General features: G+C 70.4%; 13 protein-coding genes. 4 read left to right on the forward strand and 9 right to left on the reverse strand.

The annotated features are described in order from the left end of the window. Positions 1 to 9 precede the first annotated feature (9 nt). Positions 10 to 1,212 (forward strand): formate-dependent phosphoribosylglycinamide formyltransferase, encoded by a 1,203-nt coding sequence (gene purT / locus VLG41_RS12840; protein WP_325349795.1) that lies wholly within the window; start codon positions 10 to 12, stop codon positions 1,210 to 1,212. A gap of 33 nt (positions 1,213 to 1,245) precedes the next feature. Here purT and VLG41_RS12845 read toward each other — a convergent pair whose 3' ends face one another. The 7 genes from VLG41_RS12845 to VLG41_RS12875 all read right to left on the reverse strand — a co-directional run bounded on the left by VLG41_RS12845 (position 1,246) and on the right by VLG41_RS12875 (position 10,229). Further along, positions 1,246 to 2,868: a tannase/feruloyl esterase family alpha/beta hydrolase gene (locus VLG41_RS12845; protein WP_325349796.1), complete on the reverse strand. Its 1,623-nt coding sequence runs from the start codon at positions 2,866 to 2,868 to the stop codon at positions 1,246 to 1,248. Between the two features lie 217 nt (positions 2,869 to 3,085). Beyond that, positions 3,086 to 4,069 (reverse strand): tripartite tricarboxylate transporter substrate binding protein, encoded by a 984-nt coding sequence (locus VLG41_RS12850; RefSeq protein WP_325349797.1) that lies wholly within the window; start codon positions 4,067 to 4,069, stop codon positions 3,086 to 3,088. Positions 4,070 to 4,114: 45 nt separating this feature from the next. Continuing rightward, positions 4,115 to 4,477 (reverse strand): AtuA-related protein, encoded by a 363-nt coding sequence (locus tag VLG41_RS12855; protein ID WP_325349798.1) that lies wholly within the window; start codon positions 4,475 to 4,477, stop codon positions 4,115 to 4,117. After that, positions 4,474 to 5,850, reverse strand: coding sequence for an acyclic terpene utilization AtuA family protein (locus VLG41_RS12860; RefSeq protein ID WP_325349799.1), 1,377 nt, complete (start codon positions 5,848 to 5,850; stop codon positions 4,474 to 4,476). Before VLG41_RS12860 ends, VLG41_RS12855 begins: the two co-directional genes overlap by 4 nt. Before the next feature lie 119 nt (positions 5,851 to 5,969). Further along, the gene (locus tag VLG41_RS12865) at positions 5,970 to 6,425 is read right to left on the reverse strand and encodes a (2Fe-2S)-binding protein (protein ID WP_325349800.1); all 456 of its coding nucleotides are present in this window, start codon (positions 6,423 to 6,425) and stop codon (positions 5,970 to 5,972) included. 10 nt (positions 6,426 to 6,435) lie between these two features. Continuing rightward, positions 6,436 to 8,709, reverse strand: a complete 2,274-nt coding sequence (locus VLG41_RS12870) for a xanthine dehydrogenase family protein molybdopterin-binding subunit (RefSeq protein ID WP_325349801.1) — start codon at positions 8,707 to 8,709, stop codon at positions 6,436 to 6,438. Positions 8,710 to 8,720: 11 nt separating this feature from the next. Then, a complete protein-coding gene (locus tag VLG41_RS12875) occupies positions 8,721 to 10,229 on the reverse strand; it encodes an AMP nucleosidase (protein WP_325349802.1) in 1,509 nt (502 codons plus the stop codon). 26 nt (positions 10,230 to 10,255) lie between these two features. On the opposite strand from VLG41_RS12875, the gene VLG41_RS12880 reads away from it, so the two are divergent. Continuing rightward, a complete protein-coding gene (locus VLG41_RS12880) occupies positions 10,256 to 11,518 on the forward strand; it encodes a DUF4010 domain-containing protein (RefSeq protein ID WP_325349803.1) in 1,263 nt (420 codons plus the stop codon). A gap of 20 nt (positions 11,519 to 11,538) precedes the next feature. On the opposite strand, the gene VLG41_RS12885 is transcribed toward VLG41_RS12880, so the two are convergent. Together VLG41_RS12885 and gorA are read right to left on the reverse strand one after the other, a co-directional pair. Further along, positions 11,539 to 13,326 (reverse strand): hypothetical protein, encoded by a 1,788-nt coding sequence (locus VLG41_RS12885; RefSeq protein ID WP_325349804.1) that lies wholly within the window; start codon positions 13,324 to 13,326, stop codon positions 11,539 to 11,541. Positions 13,327 to 13,426: 100 nt separating this feature from the next. Continuing rightward, positions 13,427 to 14,842: a glutathione-disulfide reductase gene (gorA, locus tag VLG41_RS12890; protein ID WP_325349805.1), complete on the reverse strand. Its 1,416-nt coding sequence runs from the start codon at positions 14,840 to 14,842 to the stop codon at positions 13,427 to 13,429. 144 nt (positions 14,843 to 14,986) lie between these two features. Here gorA and VLG41_RS12895 point away from each other — a divergent pair, with 144 nt between their 5' ends. Both VLG41_RS12895 and VLG41_RS12900 read left to right on the forward strand, forming a co-directional pair. After that, entirely contained in the window at positions 14,987 to 16,423 is a 1,437-nt protein-coding gene (locus VLG41_RS12895; RefSeq protein ID WP_325349806.1) for a hypothetical protein, read from the forward strand. A gap of 26 nt (positions 16,424 to 16,449) precedes the next feature. Continuing rightward, positions 16,450 to 17,073 carry a hypothetical protein gene (locus tag VLG41_RS12900; RefSeq protein ID WP_325349807.1) on the forward strand — a complete coding sequence of 208 codons (624 nt, stop codon included), beginning with the start codon at positions 16,450 to 16,452 and terminating at the stop codon, positions 17,071 to 17,073. Positions 17,074 to 17,131 lie beyond the last annotated feature (58 nt).

Here is a 17,131-nt window from a genome sequence, read left to right on the forward strand (position 1 = left end):
GACATCACCATGACCACGCTCGGCACACCGCTGTCGCCCTCGGCCACCAAAGTCATGCTGCTGGGCAGCGGCGAACTCGGCAAGGAGGTGCTGATCGCCCTGCAGCGCCTGGGTGTGGAGACCATCGCGGTCGACCGCTACGAGAATGCGCCGGGCCAGCAGGTGGCGCACCGCGCCCACACCATCGCCATGAGCGACCCGGCCCAGCTCAAGGCGCTGATCGAGCGCGAGCGCCCGCACCTGGTGGTGCCCGAGATCGAGGCCATCGCCACGCCCATGCTGCAGGAGCTCGAGGCCGCGGGCGTGGTCCGCGTGATCCCCACGGCGCGCGCCGCGCGGCTCACCATGGACCGCGAGGGCATCCGCCGCCTCGCGGCCGAAACCCTCAGGCTGCCGACCAGCCCCTACCAGTTCTGCGACTCGCTGCAGGAGCTGCAGGCCGCCATCGACAGCGGCATCGGCTACCCCTGCATCGTCAAGCCGGTGATGAGCAGCAGCGGCAAGGGGCAGAGCAAGATCGACGGCCCCGACGATGTGCAAAAGGCCTGGGACTACGCCATGGCCGGTGGCCGCGTGAGCCACGGGCGCATCATCGTCGAGGGCTTCATCCGCTTCGACTACGAGATCACCCTGCTCACCGTGCGCGCGCTGGGCGCCAACGGCGAGCCCGAGACGCACTTCTGCGATCCCATCGGTCACGTGCAGGTGGCGGGCGACTACGTGGAGAGCTGGCAGCCGCACCCCATGAGCGCGGCGGCGCTGCACAAGAGCCGTGAGATCGCCAAGGCCATCACCGACAACCTGGGCGGCCAGGGCCTGTTCGGCGTGGAACTGTTCGTGGCGGGCGACCAGGTGTGGTTCAGCGAGGTGAGCCCGCGCCCGCACGACACCGGCATGGTCACCATGGCCACGCAGTGGCAGAACGAGTTCGAACTGCACGCGCGCGCCATCCTGGGCCTGCCGGTGGACACCACGCTCAGGAGCCCGGGCGCCAGCGCCGTGATCTACGGCGGCGTGCAAGCGCAGGGCATCGCCTTCGACGGCGTGGACGAGGCCCTGCGCGTTCCGGGCACCGAACTGCGACTGTTCGGCAAGCCCGAGAGCTTCGAGAAGCGCCGCATGGGTGTGGCCCTGGCGCGCGACGCGGACGTGGAGCGGGCGCGCGAGAACGCCAAGCTCGCAGCCTCGAAGGTCAGGCCCCGAAAGGCCTGACCCCGGTGACGCGCCCGCCGGGCGCGTCCAGGCTCACTGGCAGCGGTAGCTGCTGGCGCTGTTGGTGTCGCCCGCGCCGCTGTACACGGCCTGTTTGGGGTAGCTGCACAGGGGCCGCGTGCGCTGCACCGCACCGCCCGACACGCGCGAGGCGACGAAGTCGTCGGGCGCTTGCCCTTGTTCGACCCAGCGGTCCATCGCGGCCAGCAGGTCGCGGCTGGGGTCCAGCGGGATCAGCGTGCCGTCCGCGCGCAGGGTGCCGGCGCCGGCACCGCCCGAGCAGTGGCCCATGCCCGGCACCAGCATGAGACGGTAGAACGCGTCGGTGTCGGCCTGCGAGCCTTGCAAGGTGCGCACGCGCTCGTAGTAGCCGATGCTGTCGTGAGCGCTGACGACGGGGTCGTTCCAGCCGTGGTAGACCAGCAGCTTGCCGCCCGCGGCCTTGAAGCGCGAGAGGTCGGTGCTGGTCTGGTCCACCAGCGGCGAGATCTTGGCGTTGGCGTAGGCCACGTCGCGGTCGAAGTCGAAGGTCCACCAGTTCCACTGCGGGTTGTCGAACACCCAGTAGCGCCAGAAGTCGGCGCGCGTGGGCTCGGTGCCACCCATGTAGCTGCCCCAGCCCGATTCGCTGCCCACTGGCCAACCCGGGTAGAGCTGGGCGTTGGTGCGCGGATTGCGCGGGCCCTGGTAGATCTTCTTCGCCGCGTTGAGCTGGTCGGCCGTGAGGCAGGTGGGCGCGTCGGCACCCGCGCACAGCAGGGCGTCGGGGTTGAACTGCGCGGTGGTGCACTGGCGCGGATCGTCGATCACGCCATCGCTCGCGCCGTCGAGCGCGTCGCAGGCCGCCACGGCCTGGCTGGTGAGCAGCTGCAGCTTGGTGTTGTTGAGGTAGGTGACGTTGTTGACGCTGTCAGGCCGGTTGGAGCGGAAGCGCCACATGAACTCGATGTTGAGCGCCGTGCGGTTGTTGCCCGGGGCGCCGGCGATGATGCCGTCGAAGTCGTCGGGGTAGCGCTGCGCCTCGGCGAAGCCCTGGTGGCCGCCGGTGGAGCAGCCCAGGTAGTAGGCGCGCTGCGCGGGCTTCGCGCGCAAGCCGTCCAGCAGGGCCTTGCCGGCCACGGTGATGCTGTTGATCGAGCGGCTGCCCCAGTCCTCGATCTTCTCGGGGTTGTTCACGCCCCAGAGCATGTCTTCCGTCTGGTGCCCGGTGTCGCCGCCGATGGTGGCGTAGCCCTGGCGCAGGGCGTAGGCCATGTCGCCGTAGCTCAGCGAGGGGCTGTAGCCGCCGTTGCCCGTGGTGACGAGCTTGCCGTTCCAGGCCTCGCCTTCGGGCACCCAGAGTTCGAAGTTGATGTTCGATCGGCTGGTGGGATGGGCGCTCGCCGTGATCAGGCAGAAGGCCGGCAGGTTGGCCTGGCCGCGGTGGGTGCCCGCCGCGATGGGCGCGACCGTCTTCAGCACGGCGCCGGGGACCTGCAGGTCGGCGAAGGCCTCGGGTGTGCAGGCGCGCGCCAGGCGCTCGGGTGGCGGCGCGGCGGGGCCTTCGCCCGTGCCGCCGTCACCGCCACCGCCGCCACAGGCGGCGAGCAGGGTGAGCAGGGGTAGCAGCGCGAGGCCGCCCCAGGCGGGCCATCGCGAAACGGATGTGGTGGTCATGTCTGTCTCCTCTTGTCGTGGTGGGATGGGGCAGGGCGGCTTCTTCGGCGCCTCTGCGTGGGGGCCATCCGGCTGGGTGGCCGGGCGCAGCGCCGTACCGCCAGGGCGTGGCACGGCCGCGCAGGCGCGACGACGCCTCCCGGGGCGGTGTCACACGCCCGGCGTCGTGCCTGGTGCTGGGGAAGGGGGCTGAGCCGGCGCGGGCCGGCTCAGGGCATCACTCGGCCTGGATGCCGGCGGCCTTGATGATGTCGCCCCACTTGCGGGTCTCCGCGGCCTGGAACCGCGCCAGCCCGTCGGGCGTGCTGGTGAAGGCTTCCGAGCCGCTGGCCTCGAAGAAGCCCTTGGCGGCCGGGCTGGCCGTGGCGCGCACCAGCAGCTCGTTGAGGCGCTGCACCACGGCGGTGGGCGTGCCTGCGGGTGCGTAAGCCGCGAACCAGTAGCCCATTTCGTAGCCGGGCACGCCGGCCTCGGCGATGGTGGGCACGCCCGGCAGCAACGGCGAGGGCTTGCTGGCCGTCACGCCGAGCGCGCGCAGCTTGCCACCCTGGATCTGCGGCACGCCCGTGGACATGTCGGCGAACATCATGTTGATCTGGCCGCCCAGCAGGTCCGTGATGGCGTTGGGGTTGCTCTTGTAAGGCACGTGCAGGATCTGCACCTTGGCCATCTGCTGGAACAGCTCGCCGGCGATGCGGCTGGACGAACTGCCGCTGCCGAAGTTGAGCTTGCCCGGCGACTGGCGCGCCTCGGCGATCACGTCGCCCACGGTCTTGAATGGCGAGCCGGTGGTGACGACCATCACCTGCCCGCCCTTGCCCAGCGCCGTGATGGGCGCGAAGTCCTTCACCGGGTCGTAGCTGAGCTTTTTGTAGAGGTGCTCGTTGGCCGCGTGCGTGGTGTTGGTGGTGATCAGCACCGTGTAGCCATCGGCGGGGGCCTTGGCCGCGGCGGCGGCGGCGATCGCACCGCTGGCGCCGGCCTTGTTCTCGATCACCACGGGCTGGCCGGTCTCGCTGCTGACGGATTGGCCCAGCGCGCGCGCGAGCTGGTCGGTGGCGCTGCCGGCGGCGAAGGGCACGACGAAGGTGATGGGCCGCGCGGGGTAGGCGGGCGCCTGCGCCCAGGCTGGGGCCGCGCCCAGCAGGGCGGTGACGGCGCAGGCCAGCAGGCCGTGGCGGCGCGTGAGGGGGGTGTTCATGGGTCTGTCTCCTGTTTCGATGGGTGAAGAAAGCCCGTGGTCGGCTCAGGGGCCGCCCACGAGGTGGGTGCGCAGGGCGTCCGGCACGGCGACCGGCAACTCCAGCATCAGGAAGGACAAGGCCTTGCCGTGGCTGTCGAGGTTGAGGGAGTCGTTCACGCCGCCATCGAGCACGTCGTCGAGCACGAAATTCATGGCGTGCAGTTGCGGCAGCAGGTAGCGGCGCACGGCGCTGGGCCGGCGCGCGGCGAAGTGGCGGGCCACGGCGTCCTCGGTGAGCTGCTCGACCAGCAGGTCCCACAAGGCCGGGTGCCAGGCGATCACGCTGATGTTGGAGCGGTTGCCCTTGTCGCCGGTGCGGCTGTGCGCGAGGCGGTACAGCGGCACGGTCTGTGGATCGGTCTTCATGGCTGGGCCTCCTGCCGCGACTCATCGACCATGGCGTGGCCCACCGACACCGCCTCCCGCGGCACCAGGCAGGACACCATGCCCAGGCGCGGTCGGATCGCGGTGCGCACGCCGCCGCCGCCAGCGGGGCCGCAGCAGTACAGGGCCGTGACCTCGCGCACCAGGCGCTCGGCCTGCGCGCGGTCGCGCTGCTGCAGCGCCACGCGCAGGCGCACGTCGCGAACGCCTTCCTCGAGTGGGTCGTCGAGCCAGCGGCTGCCGTCGTCGCCCAGCACGCTGGTCACGCCGATGAGGTCCACGCGCAGGGGGCCGGCGTCGGCCAGGCGCTCCCGCAGCACTTGTGCGGCCAGGCGTGCGCGCGCCACCGCACGCGCGCCGGCGTAGGAGATCTCGCCCTCGGCGAACCAGCCGGTTTCGAAGCAGGCATTGACCTTGAGCGTCGGCGGCCGGGGGTGGCCGCTCACGCCCTCGAGCCGCACGCGGTCGGGGCCGACCTGGCGCACGCGCGCGGTGGTGATGTCGGCGACCACGTCCGGCGTCAGGTAGGCCGCGGGGTCGTGCAGTTCGTACAGCAGTTGTTCCTTGACGGTGCGCTCGTCGATGCGCCCGCCGCTGCCTTCGGGCTTGCTGATCGTGCAGTCGCCGCTGTCCTCGATCTCGGCGATGGGGTAGCCCAGGGAGGCCAGGCCCGCCACGTCCTTGTAGCCCGGGTCGGCGAAGTAGCCGCCGCAGACCTGCGCGCCGCACTCCAGCAGGTGGCCCGCCATCGTGGCGCGGGCCAGGCGGGTCCAGTCGTCGGTGCGCCAGCCGAAGTGCGCCAGCGCGGGGCCCAGCACCAGCGAGGGGTCGGCCACACGGCCACAGACCACGATGTCGGCCCCCGCCGTCAGCGCCTCGGCGATGGGCGCGGCGCCGATGTAGGCGTTGGCGCTCACCAGCGGCTCGCAGGGCATGGCCCGGCCCAGCGAGCGCTCCAGCAGGGCGCGGTGCTGCAGCCCGCTCACGTCGTCGCCGTGCACCACGGCGATGCGGGGACGGCGCAGGCCCAGTTCCTTCGCCAGCGCGCGGATGCGGCGCGCCGCGCCCAGCGGGTTGGCGGCGCCGAAGTTGCTGACGATGCGGATGCGGTGCGCCAGGCACAGCGCCAGCACGGGCGTCAGCAACTCGTCCAACAGGGGTTCATAGCCCAGGTCGGGGTTGCCGCGGCGCGCCAGTTGCGCCAGCGCCAGCGTGCGCTCGGCCAGCGTCTCGAATATCAGCACGGACGCCTGTCCCCGTGCGATCAGCTCGCGCACCACGGGCAGGGCCGCGTCGGTGCGGTCGCCCGAGAAGCCGGCCGCGCAGCCAATCATCAGGCTCGAACGCTCAGTCATGTGTGTCTCCTGACGCGAATCTAGGTCAGGCGGCACCTGCTGTGAATTCGATTGTTCGGATCAAATAATCCGGATTCCAGATGAATACCTCGGGGCGCCGCGCTCGCGGTCGAGCGCGATCAGCGCGGCGCAGCGGCCAGGGCGATCGCTTCCTCGATGCGCTGGTAGGTGCCGCAGCGGCAGAGGTTGCCGCTCATGGCCGCGCGGATCGCGTCGGCATCGGGCCGCGGGTTGGCCTTGAGCAATGCGCAGGCGCTCATGAGCTGGCCGCTCTGGCAGTAGCCGCATTGCAGCACGTCCACCGTGGTCCAGGCCGCGCGCAGGGCGGCGATCTCGGGGCCTTCGATGCCCTCGATGGTGGTGATGTCCTGCCCCGCCACCGCTGCGATCGGCGTGACGCAGGAGCGGATGGCGCTGCCATTGGCGTGCACCGTGCAGGCCCCGCACAGCGACATGCCGCAGCCGAACTTGGTGCCGGTGAGCTGCAGGTCGGCGCGCAGCACCCACAGCAGGGGCGTGTCCGGGTCGGCATCGACGCTGACTTCGCGGCCGTTGACCTTGAGCGTGGTCGTCATCGTGAACTCCTCAGGCAAGTTTCAGCGGCAGGCTGCGCAGGCGCTGGCCCGTGAGGGCGAAGAGCGCGTTGGCCACGGCGGGCGCGATGGGGGGCACGCCGGGCTCGCCCACGCCCTCGGGGTGGCCGTTGCCGGGCAGGATCACGCACTCCACGCGCGGCGCCTCGTTGAGCCGCAGGATCGGCTGGTCGTGGAAGTTGCTCTGCTGCACCTGGCCATCGACGATGTCGACGCCGCCGTGCAGCGCGGCCGACAGGCCGAACACCACGCCCCCTTCCAACTGCTGGCGGATGCCGGCCGGGTTGACCGCGAGGCCGCAGTCGATGGCGCACCACACGCGGTGCACGCGGATGGCCTTGTCGGGCCCGAGCGAGACCTCGGCCACCTGCGCGACGCTGGAGCCGAAGGAGTCGTGCAGGGCGATGCCGCGCGCGGTCCTGGCGCCATCGGGCGCGGGTGGCGAGGGCGTGCCCCAGCCCGCGGCTTTGGCCGCGGCTTGCAGAACGGCCAGTTGCTTCGGGTGCTGGCGCAGCAGCGATTCGCGAAAGGCCAGCGGATCCGCGCCCGCCGCGTGCGCGCACTCGTCGACAAAGCCCTCCTTGAAGAAGGCCTGGTGCGAGTGGCCCACAGAGCGCCAGAAGCCCACCTGCAGCGGCAGATCGACATTGACGTGCGCGATGCGCGCAGCGGGCCATTCATAGGCTTGGTCGAAGGCGCCTTCGCTCGTGGTCTTGTCAGGTCCGCCGCCGGGCAGGCCGAAGGCGCGCTTCAACACCTGCGGCACGATGGCCTGGCCCGCGCTGGTGTTCTTCCAGGCCACCAGGCGCCGGTCGGCGTCGAAGCCGGCCTGAAAGTGCGCCACGCAGGCGGGGCGGTACAGGTCGTGGCGCGTGTCCTGCTCACGGCTCCACACCGTCTGCACCGGCTGGCCCGGCACCGCCCGGGCAATGGCCGCGGCCTGGGCGATGAAGTCCACTTCCAGCCGCCGGCCGAAGCCGCCGCCCAGCATCAGCACGTGCACCGTCACCGCCTCGTCGGGCAGGTCCAGCGCCGCGGCCGCCGCCGCGCGCGCCAGGCCGGGCACCTGCGTGGACACCCACACCGTGGCCTTGTTGCCCTCGAACAGCACGGTGCAGTTGATCGGCTCCATCGCCGCGTGCGCGAGCCAGGGCGCGCGGTACTCGGCCTCGATGCGCTGGGCCGCGCCCGCGAGCGCGGTGTCCACCTCGCCGGCTTCGAAGAAGGCGAAGCCGCGCTCGTTGCGCGCGGTGTCGGCCAGGCGTTGCATCGCCGGGGCGCTGCTGAAGTCGGCCAGCGCGCCGTGGTCCCAGGTCACGTCCAGCCGGTCGGCGGCCTGCTTCGCGCGCCAGGGGTGGTCGGCGATCACCGCCACGCCGCCCGTGCCGCCGCGCAGCGGCTCCACCGCGGTGACGGCCAGCACGCCGCGCAGGGCGCGCGCGGGTGCGTCGTCGTGGCGTTGCGCGCGACCGCCCAGCGTGGGGCACATCCGCACGCTGGCGTACAGCAGGCCCTGGGGCAGGGCGTCGATGCCGAAGCGCGCGCTGCCGTCGACCTTGCCGGGCGTGTCCAGGCGGCGCGTGGGCTGGCCGATGCGCTTGAAGCGCTCGGGGGTTTTCAGCGTGGGGTCGCGCGGCATCGGCTGCTGGGCCGCGGCAGCGGCCAGCGCGCCGTAGCCCAGGCGGCGGCCGTCCGGCGCGATCACTTCACCGTTCTCGGTCTGGCAGTCGGCGCTCGCAATGCCCCACTGCGCGGCGGCGGCGGCCACCAGCATCTCGCGCGCCGAGGCGCCCGCCTGGCGCATGGGCCACCACAGGTCCTTCACGCTCGACGAGCCGCCGGTCATCATCACGCCGATCTCGCGCATGGTCTTGGCGGTGAGCCACTTCACGGTGTCGACGGCGAAGTTGTCGGTGTCCGGGTGCACCGGCAGGCCGTCGACCACGCTGGCGATGTTGTTGTAGATCTTGTCGATGGGCGAGGGCTGCCAGCGCACGCGCGACCAGTCGGCATCCAGTTCCTCAGCCAGCAGCATGCACAGCGAGGTGACCACACCCTGGCCCATCTCGCTCTTGGCCAGTGTCACCGTCACCGTGCCGTCGCGCGCGATCTTCACCCAGCCATTGAAGGCGACCTCGCCTTCATCGGTGGGCAGCGGCTGCGCGGTGGTGAGCCGCTGGCGCGGCGGCATCAGGCCCCAGCCGATGACCAGGGCGCCGGTGATGCCGAGCGTGCCGAGGATGAACTTGCGTCGGGTGGTGGCCATGCGCCTCCTGCTTACTGAAACGCCACTTCCGCGAAGCTCCTCAGCTTGCGGCTGTGCAGTTGCTCCACGCCGCCCGCGCGCAGCAGCTCCATCGCGTGGATGCCGATGCGCAGGTGCTGGTCCACGCGTTCGCGGTAGAAGTGGTTGGCCATGCCCGGCAGCTTGATCTCGCCGTGCAGGGGCTTGTCGCTCACGCACAGCAGGGTGCCGTAGGGCACGCGGAAGCGAAAGCCATTGGCCGCGATGGTGGCCGACTCCATGTCCAGCGCCACCGCGCGCGATTGCGAGAAGCGCCGCTGCGGCATGTTGTCGGGCAGCAACTCCCAGTTGCGGTTGTCGGTGCTGGCGACGGTACCGGTGCGCATGATGCGCTTGAGCTCGGCCGGCGGCACGCCGGTGACGGCGGCCACGGCGGCCTCCAGTGCGAGCTGGATTTCGGCCAGCGCGGGAATGGGCACCCACAGCGGCAGTTCCTCGTCGAGCACGTGGTCCTCGCGCACGTAGGCGTGGGCCAGCACGTAGTCGCCCAGTTGCTGCGTGGTGCGCAGGCCCGCGCAGTGACCCAGCATCAACCAGGCGTGCGGGCGCAGCACGGCGATGTGGTCGGTGATGTTCTTGGCGTTGGCCGGGCCCACGCCAATGTTGACCATGGTGATGCCGCTGCGGTCTTCGCGCACCAGGTGGTAGCCGGGCATCTGCGGCAGGCGCGGCGGTGCGTGGCCGAGTTCGTCGCCCGCCTCGTGCGCCAGGCCTCTGCGGCGCGTGACCACGTTGCCCGGCTCGATGAAGGCGACGTAGGGGCTGTCGGGGTTTTCCATCTCGGCGTGGCCGAGCTTGATGAACTCGTCGATGTAGAACTGGTAGTTGGTGAACAGCACGAAGTTCTGAAACCAGTCGGGCGAGGTGCCGGTGTAGTGGCGCATGCGCTGCAGCGAATAGTCCACGCGCGGCGCGGTGAACAGCGACAGCGGGTGCGCCTCGCCCGGCCCGGGCTCGTGCGTGCCGTTGGCGATGCCGTCGTCCATGGCGGTGAGGTCGGGCAGGTCGAAGACGTCGCGCATGAAGGCGCGTCGCGTCACGCTCATCTGGCCTTCGACGTGGTCGTGCTCGGCGAAGGAGAAGTGGATGGGCACGGGCTGCGTGCTGGTGCCCACCTCGATCTCGCCGCCGTGGTTGGCCAGCAGCAGGCGAAACTGCTCGCGGTAGTAGTCGCCGTACAGGTCGGGCCGCGTGAGCGTGGTTTCGTAGCGCCCGGGGCCGGCGACGAAGCCATAGCTCAGGCGCTGTCGGCCCAGTTCGTCGGCGCCGTCGCCCAGGCGCAGGTTGCTGTGGCTCACCAGGCGCACGTAGGGGTAGCAGGCGCGCACGCGCACGTCGTGGAAGTCGGCGCCGTTTACGTAGTCGTGCAGCGCCTGGCGCAGGAACTCCACGCTGCTCTGATAAATGTGGCGCACCTGCCTGAGCGCGGCATCCGGGTCGTCGAAGCGCTGGGGGGCGGTAAATTCGGGCGTCTTTTGCATGCGGCTATTGTGAAGTGAACGGCCTGATGTCTGCTGACCTGTCCCACGCGGCCGCCACGCTGGCCGTGGCGCTGGGCTGCGGCCTGCTGGTGGGCATCGAACGCGAGCGGCGCAAGGGCCAGGGGCCGGCGCGCGCGCTGGCCGGACTGCGCAGCTTCGCGCTCACCTGCGTCACGGGCGCCGCCGCGGCGCTCACCGGGCTCAATGGGGTGGTGGTGGCGGGCGCGGCCTTCATCGCCGGCCTGGGCGTGGTGGCCTACCTGAAGGACCGCTCCGACGACCCCGGCGTGACCACCGAGGTGGCCCTGCTGCTGACCTACCTGGTGGGTGTGCTGAGCGCGCACAGCGCCGCGCTGGCGGCGGGCCTGGCGGTGGCGCTGACGGTGGTGCTGGCGGTGCGCGAAGGCGCCCACCGCTTCGCGACGCACTGGTTGCGGCCCAGCGAGCTGCGCGACGGCCTCTTGCTGGCGGCCTTGGTGCTGCTGGCCCTGCCGCTGCTGCCCGATCGGCCGCTGTGGGGCGAGGCCCTCAATCCGCGCGCGATCGGCACCCTGCTGGCCTTGCTGCTGGCGCTGCAATCGGCGGCCCACCTGGCACGCCGGCTGCTGGCGACGCGGCACGCGGTGGCGCTGTCGGCGCTGGCCTCGGGTTTCGTGTCGAGCACGGCCACCATCGCGAGCATGGGGCTGGCGGTTCGGCCGCACGCCGCGCGCGCGCGGGCCATGGCGGGCGGTGGTCTGCTGTCCTGCGTGTCCACGCAGTTGCAGTTGCTGATGGTGGCCGCCGCCGTTCGGCCGGCCTGGTTGCCGGTGCTGTGGCTGCCGGCGCTGGCGGCCGGGGCCCTGGCGCTGGCCTGGGGCTGGTGGCTGGTGCGCCGCGATGGCGCCGAGGTGGCCGTGACCGGCGCCACGCCGCGTACCGAGGCGCTGCCCGCGCCGCGCGAGGACCGCATGTTCAGCCTGGGCGGCGCATTGGCCGTGGCGGTGCTGCTCGCGGCCATCCAGGCGCTGGTGCACGGCTTGCAGGGCTGGCTGGGCGAGGCGGGCCTGCTCGCGGGCGCGGTGATCGGTGCCTTGGCCGACCTGCACGCTTCCGCCGCCGCCGTGTTCTCGGACGCCGCCCCCGGCGCGGCGGGGCGGCAGGCCCTGATGCTGGTGCTGCTGGTGCACGCGGGCAGCAAGTCGGTCACCGCTGGCGTGTCGGGCGGCTGGGCCTACCTGCGCTGGCTGGCGCCAGGCTTGTGGCTGCACACGCTGCTGGGCGTGGGGCTGCTGGCGTGGACGGGTTGAGCCGCGCTGGCGGGTGCCGCTCAATAGAGAAAGACCGCCCCGGACAAGGCGAAAGCGGGGTCGTCGCCGTAGGCGATCGCCGGATCGCTGCTCACGCCCGCGCCGGGGCCACCGTGCGAGCGGGCGCCCACGGCCACGGTGCGCCCGTTGCCGCTGATGGCCACCGCGCTGCCGAGGCGAACGTCCCGGTCGCCGGTGGTGCTGTGGTCGCTGGGTTGAAGGATGGTGGCGCTTTCCCAGCCGCTGGCCTGGCGCCGAAAGACGTAGGCCGAGCCCGCATCGATGGCCACGATCGGCGACTCGGCGGTTGACACGCCCAGACCGCTGTAGTCGTTGTACTGCGTGCCGATCACCACGGTCTGGCCGTCCGCGCTGAGCGCCAGGGCCCGGCCGAATTCGTCGGACCTGCGGGGCACTGGGCTGCGCAAGGGCGCGCCGTGTGGCGCCCATTGCCCACCCCCCGAGCGGGCGAAGACATGCACGCTGCCGCTGCTTGAGTGAGCTGGCCTGGAAACCAGGCCATTCGCGTCGATGTCGGCTTCGCGGGCGGCCACGACCAGGGTGTTGCCCTGGGCATCCAACGCGACGGCGGAGCCGAATGCCCCGGTGCCGAGGTCCATGGGGGGCTTGATGAACGCGTCCAGCGACCCGTTGCCCGGCAGGCGCGTATACACGTAGACCGCTCCCGTGCGCGGTGCATTCGCGTCGTCGATGGGCGCGGCGTGTACGCCCACGCCCGAGGCACTGTTGTTGGCGCTGCCCACGGCCAGCACAGTGCCGTCGGCATTGAGGGCCAGTGAGGTGCCGAACCCTTCGTTCCCGGCGCTGTTGCTGTCGCGCAGCAGCAGCGTTTCCGTCCATTGGCCATTGTTTTCGGTGAAGACGTAGACGGCGCCATCGTCCACGCGGCTGTCGGCGGGCCCGTCGTCGGTGGGTGCGCCAACCGCCAGCGTGCGGCCATCACCGCTCAGCGCCAGGCTGCTGCCAAACTGGTCGTCGGGGCCGAGTTCGCTGCCCTGCAAATGGCGCTCGAACAGCCATTGGTTGCCCTGGCGGCGATAGACGTACGCCGCGCCCGAGGAGTTGACGAAGCCGGAGCCGAACGCCAGGACGCTGCCGTCCGCCGACAGGGCGAGGGCCCCGGCGAGGATCTGGTCAGCGGCGGGGCTGGGCGCCGCCACCGGACCGTGCGACGCCCACCGACCAGGGCCCGAGCGCTCGAACAGGTGCACGGTGCCGCTGGTGTCGGCCACCGCCATGACTTCGCCGTCCTCGGACAGGGCGAGGGACATGCCGAATTCCGCGTTCTGCAGGGGCGTGTCTGCCTTGAACCGGCCCATGGCCTGTTCGAGGCTGCCCTGGAGCCGAAGCGGGGCGGACGGCGTGCACTGCCCGCCGTCGCACAGCGCCACGCGGTAGCTCGCCTGCAGGGCAACGGGTAGAAAGATCTCAACCGTGGCCGTGCCGTCGGCGGCGGGCACGTCGGCCAATGGCTCGGCGGGCAGGGGACCGTCTCCGTCCGGGTCTTCGAGAATGAGCGCGGTTTGCACCGACGCGAGTTCGGGCCAGGACCAGTTGAGGGTGAGCCGCTTCACGCTGGCCAGCGTGGCGGTGAGCGCGATGGGCGTCCGTTCGGGTTGTGGTGGCGGCGCGTTGCCGCTCACGGCGCCCGGGTTCGGCGGCGCGGCGTTGCCGCCACCGCAGCCGGGCAGCAGGATCAGTGTGAGCAGCAGGGCGCCCAGGGTGCACAGCGCCAGGCAAAAGAACCGGAACGAATCGGAGCGGGTGGGCGTGTGGCGGGTGTTCATGTGGCGGCTTCCGATGAAGAGGCCGCATGCTCACCCTACAGGGTTCTCCATGCCATACCGCGAATGCACGATTCGCCTTCGTGGGCGCCGCGCATGCTGTTCAACTGGCCGTGGCGCGCTTCACCGGTTCGCGCATCGTCACGAATTCTTCCGCCGCCGTGGGGTGGATGCCGATGGTGCCGTCAAACACGGCCTTGGTGGCGCCGGCCTTGAGCGCCACGGCGAAGCCCTGCACGATCTCGCCCGCCTCGGCGCCGACCATGTGCAGGCCCACCACGCGGTCGGTCTTCGTGTCCACCACCAGCTTCATCAGCGTGCGTTCGTCGCGGCCGGACAGCGTGTGCTTCAAGGCCTTGAACTCGCTGCGGAAGACGGTCACGTCTGCGAAGCGCTCGCGCGCCTGGGCCTCGCTCAGGCCCACGGTACCGATGCTGGGGTGCGTGAACACGGCCGTGGGCACGAAGTCGTAGCTCATGTCGCGCGGGGCCTTGCCCGGCGCTGGGCCGCAGATCTCGTCCACCACCACCATGGCCTCGCCCAGCGCTACGGGCGTGAGTTGTACGCGGTCGGTCACGTCGCCCACGGCGAAGACATGCGGGACGTTGGTCCGGTAGCGTTCGTCGACGATCACCTCACCCTTGGCGCCCTGGGCCACGCCCACGGCTTCGAGCCCGAGCCCCTCGGTGTTGGGCACGCGGCCGGTGGCATAGAGCGCGGCGTCCACGGTGAGGGTGTTGCCGTCCTCGCAGCGCACGATGAGGCCGTCCTCGGTCTTGCGGATGTCGACCACGCCGGCGTTGAGGTGCAGGTCCACGCCGGCCTTGGCCATTTCGGCGGACGCGAAGTGGCGGATCTCGTCGTCGAAGCCGCGCAGCACCTGCTCGCCGCGGTAGAGCTGCGTGACCCGCGCGCCCAGGCCATTGAAGATGGACGCGAATTCGCAGGCGATGTAGCCGCCGCCCACGATGAGCAGGCGCTTCGGGAAGGGCTCGAGGTCGAACACCTCGTTGCTGGTGATCACGTGCTCGCGCCCGCTGAAGTGCGGCACATGGGGCGTGCCGCCCGTGGCGATGAGGATGTGGGCGGCGCTGAAGCGTTGGTGGCCGGGCGAGCCGTCGGCGTGCAGGGTCGCGAGTTCGATGTCGTGGTCGCCGACCAGCCGCGCGAAGCCGTCGAAGCGCGTGACACCCGAGCCGCTGAGCAGGTTGGCGTAGACGCCGTTGAGGCGAGCGATTTCCTTCGCGCGGTTGGCCTTGAGCGTGGCCCAGTCGAAGCGCGCCTCGCCCAGTTGCCAACCAAAGCCACGGGCTTCCTCGAACGCTTCGCTGTAGTGCGCGGCGTAGCTGTACAGCTTCTTGGGGATGCAGCCCACGTTGACGCAGGTGCCGCCCAGGCCTTGCGTGCCCAGCACCTCGGCCAGGGCCACGCGCAGGCCGCGCTGCGCGGCCATGCGGGCGGCGCGCACGCCGCCGCTGCCGCCGCCGATGACGAAGAGATCGAAGTCGTGTGTGTCCATGGGCGCGAATGGTAGGCGAGGCACGCGGCGTGCTGTCGGGCCGTTCACCAGTTCCCTGAGCGGCTCAGGGGCCTTGATCGGTGATTTGTGGTCCAACCCCCTGAGGGTATGCGTGAACGCCTCGGCCTAAGCTGCCGCCGCGTCATGGGCATCGTGCGCCATGGCGATTTCAGGGAGAAAACCTTGCGTATCCGTCATGTGTGGGCCGTGATGCCCCTTGTGTTTTGTGTGGCCAGCTTGGCTGCCGCCCCCAGGCCCTATCAACTGTGTGGGGACGTTCGCCTGAAGCAGCAGTCCATCGAGACCAACTACCGCTACCCGCCTCGGCCGGATCAGCGAACGGTCGAAGGTAGCCGACGACGAACCTGCGAGCTGTCCTATCAAGAGGCGCGCTATAGCCCGCCCCCCTGCGAGCCCGAATTCATGGGATGCGGGGGCGGCGACGACGTGAACGGACCGCAGTGTCCGGACGACAGCAGAGGATGGGAAGACTATGCGGTCACTCGCCTCTCCTACCTGACCGACCGCACCCCAGAGGTGGAAAAAACGACCACGCCTTGGCCGCGGAACTCCGCGGTGAACGTGGTTCAAAAATTTCCGTACTGGTTTCGCTACGACCTCTACCGGCGATGGCCTTACCTTTCCTACGACGATCCCAGACCGAATGTCGAGTACCTTGGCCCTGTTGAGGGCGTTGGCTTCGGTGGCGACTTTCAGTACCCCTGCTACACGATGGCTTATCTGGTGGGGTTCTTCAATGGGGTGTGGAACACACGAGAAGAGGCAGAGCGTTCGCTAGAGGTGATGAAGAAGCACGACTTCCTCGGCCCCGACTGGCGCGGTGCACCGATCCGCTACGAGCTGTTCTACAACCAGAGTTGCAAGCGCAGCGACGGCGATACCTGCCTGCAGGATGTGGCCGAGGTGTTCCGCCAACGCAGCGCCGAAATCGACGGCCTGCTGAGCCGGCGCTGGGAGTACTTCTGGGAGCAAGTGACCGGCCAGCAGGCCCAGGCCGGCTCCTTCACCCAGCGCCTGGTGACCCGTGTGGTGCGCAGCGACAAGGCGCTGACCCAATGGTTCGACGCGCTCTACAACGCAACGCTGGCCAAGATCACCGCGCTGAGCACCCTGCTGGCCGACAACCCACCCACCGCGCAGGACACGGCTGGGCATACCGCGCAACTGATTGCCGCCGGTCGGTGGGCCGAACGCGCGGTGCTCGTGGCCCACTCGCAGGGCAACCTCTTCGTCAACGCCGCCTACGACGCCTACCTGGCCCATTCGCGACAGGCGGGGGCGGCGGTGGGTGAAGACACCGGCTACGTCGCGGCCCAGGTGGTGCACATCGCCCCCGCGTCGCCCACCCTGCGCGGTCCCTACGTGCTGGCCAGCAGCGACCTGGTCATCAACGGCCTGCGCCGGGTGGATGGCAGCTACCTGCCCGAGTCCAGCGTCAACCTGCCCGTCGACGGCAAAGACCCCTCCGGCCACAAGCTGCTCGATACCTATCTCGACAAGGCACGCCCGCTGCGCGCCCAGATCCGCCAGTTCGTCACCCAGGCGCTGGATGCGCTGTGACCCTCGCCATTCTCAGGAGCCATTCCATGACTTTCCAAGGCCACTCCCCACGCCCTGCAAGCGCTTGTCTCACGCGCCTGATCCCCTGTTTCGCCGCGCTGTTCATGGCGGCGGTGCTCGCCGCCTGCGGCGGCGGCAAATCGTCGCCCTCATCAGCGGGCCAGCCGGTCCAGCCCGTCGAGCGCGGCATGAAGGAGCAACTGGAAGCGCTGGAGAAAGCCGGTGAATTGCCCGCACTGGACCGCTCTACCGACATCGCGGGGCCGGACATCGACCGCAACGGCATCCGTGACGACGTCGATGCCTACATTGCCGCGTTGCCGGTGAGCGATGCGGTCAAGAAGGCGGCAAGGCAGAGGGCTCGTGTGCAGCAAAGGATCGCAGTTATCAATTTGAACGATCGCGCTGCGTTGATGGCACTGGCCGATGCCAGTATGGCTGCGACCGCATGCATGTCGGAGTCTGCCGAGATGGGTTTGCCATTGGCGCTACAAAGCCAAGCAGGTAAGGACGGGTTTGCGATCACGCTCAAGCTCCAGGCCATCACTGCCAACACCCCCGAGCGGGCAGAGCGCTACCTGGCCTACATGGGCGCCCTGCACGGCACCACCACCACCTACCCCACGGGCAAGGTCTGTGAAGATGAGTAAGGCGCTGGCATCAACGCTGCTGGCGGCGGTGCTCGCCGCCTGCGGCGGCGGCAAATCG

Origin of the sequence: Hydrogenophaga sp., from assembly GCF_035481345.1 — a bacterium.
Taxonomy (GTDB): domain Bacteria; phylum Pseudomonadota; class Gammaproteobacteria; order Burkholderiales; family Burkholderiaceae_C; genus Hydrogenophaga.

What these genes read in the sequence shown, in the direction of transcription:
- gorA (WP_325349805.1), bottom strand. Translation starts at nt 14,842, where the DNA reads ATGGACACACACGACTTCGATCTCTTCGTCATCGGCGGCGGCAGCGGC.
- VLG41_RS12860 (WP_325349799.1), bottom strand. Translation starts at nt 5,850, where the DNA reads ATGACTGAGCGTTCGAGCCTGATGATTGGCTGCGCGGCCGGCTTCTCG.
- VLG41_RS12895 (WP_325349806.1), top strand. Translation starts at nt 14,987, where the DNA reads ATGGGCATCGTGCGCCATGGCGATTTCAGGGAGAAAACCTTGCGTATC.
- VLG41_RS12900 (WP_325349807.1), top strand. Translation starts at nt 16,450, where the DNA reads ATGACTTTCCAAGGCCACTCCCCACGCCCTGCAAGCGCTTGTCTCACG.
- purT (WP_325349795.1), top strand. Translation starts at nt 10, where the DNA reads ATGACCACGCTCGGCACACCGCTGTCGCCCTCGGCCACCAAAGTCATG.
- VLG41_RS12865 (WP_325349800.1), bottom strand. Translation starts at nt 6,425, where the DNA reads ATGACGACCACGCTCAAGGTCAACGGCCGCGAAGTCAGCGTCGATGCC.
- VLG41_RS12845 (WP_325349796.1), bottom strand. Translation starts at nt 2,868, where the DNA reads ATGACCACCACATCCGTTTCGCGATGGCCCGCCTGGGGCGGCCTCGCG.
- VLG41_RS12870 (WP_325349801.1), bottom strand. Translation starts at nt 8,709, where the DNA reads ATGGCCACCACCCGACGCAAGTTCATCCTCGGCACGCTCGGCATCACC.
- VLG41_RS12880 (WP_325349803.1), top strand. Translation starts at nt 10,256, where the DNA reads ATGTCTGCTGACCTGTCCCACGCGGCCGCCACGCTGGCCGTGGCGCTG.
- VLG41_RS12850 (WP_325349797.1), bottom strand. Translation starts at nt 4,069, where the DNA reads ATGAACACCCCCCTCACGCGCCGCCACGGCCTGCTGGCCTGCGCCGTC.
- VLG41_RS12855 (WP_325349798.1), bottom strand. Translation starts at nt 4,477, where the DNA reads ATGAAGACCGATCCACAGACCGTGCCGCTGTACCGCCTCGCGCACAGC.
- VLG41_RS12885 (WP_325349804.1), bottom strand. Translation starts at nt 13,326, where the DNA reads ATGAACACCCGCCACACGCCCACCCGCTCCGATTCGTTCCGGTTCTTT.
- VLG41_RS12875 (WP_325349802.1), bottom strand. Translation starts at nt 10,229, where the DNA reads ATGCAAAAGACGCCCGAATTTACCGCCCCCCAGCGCTTCGACGACCCG.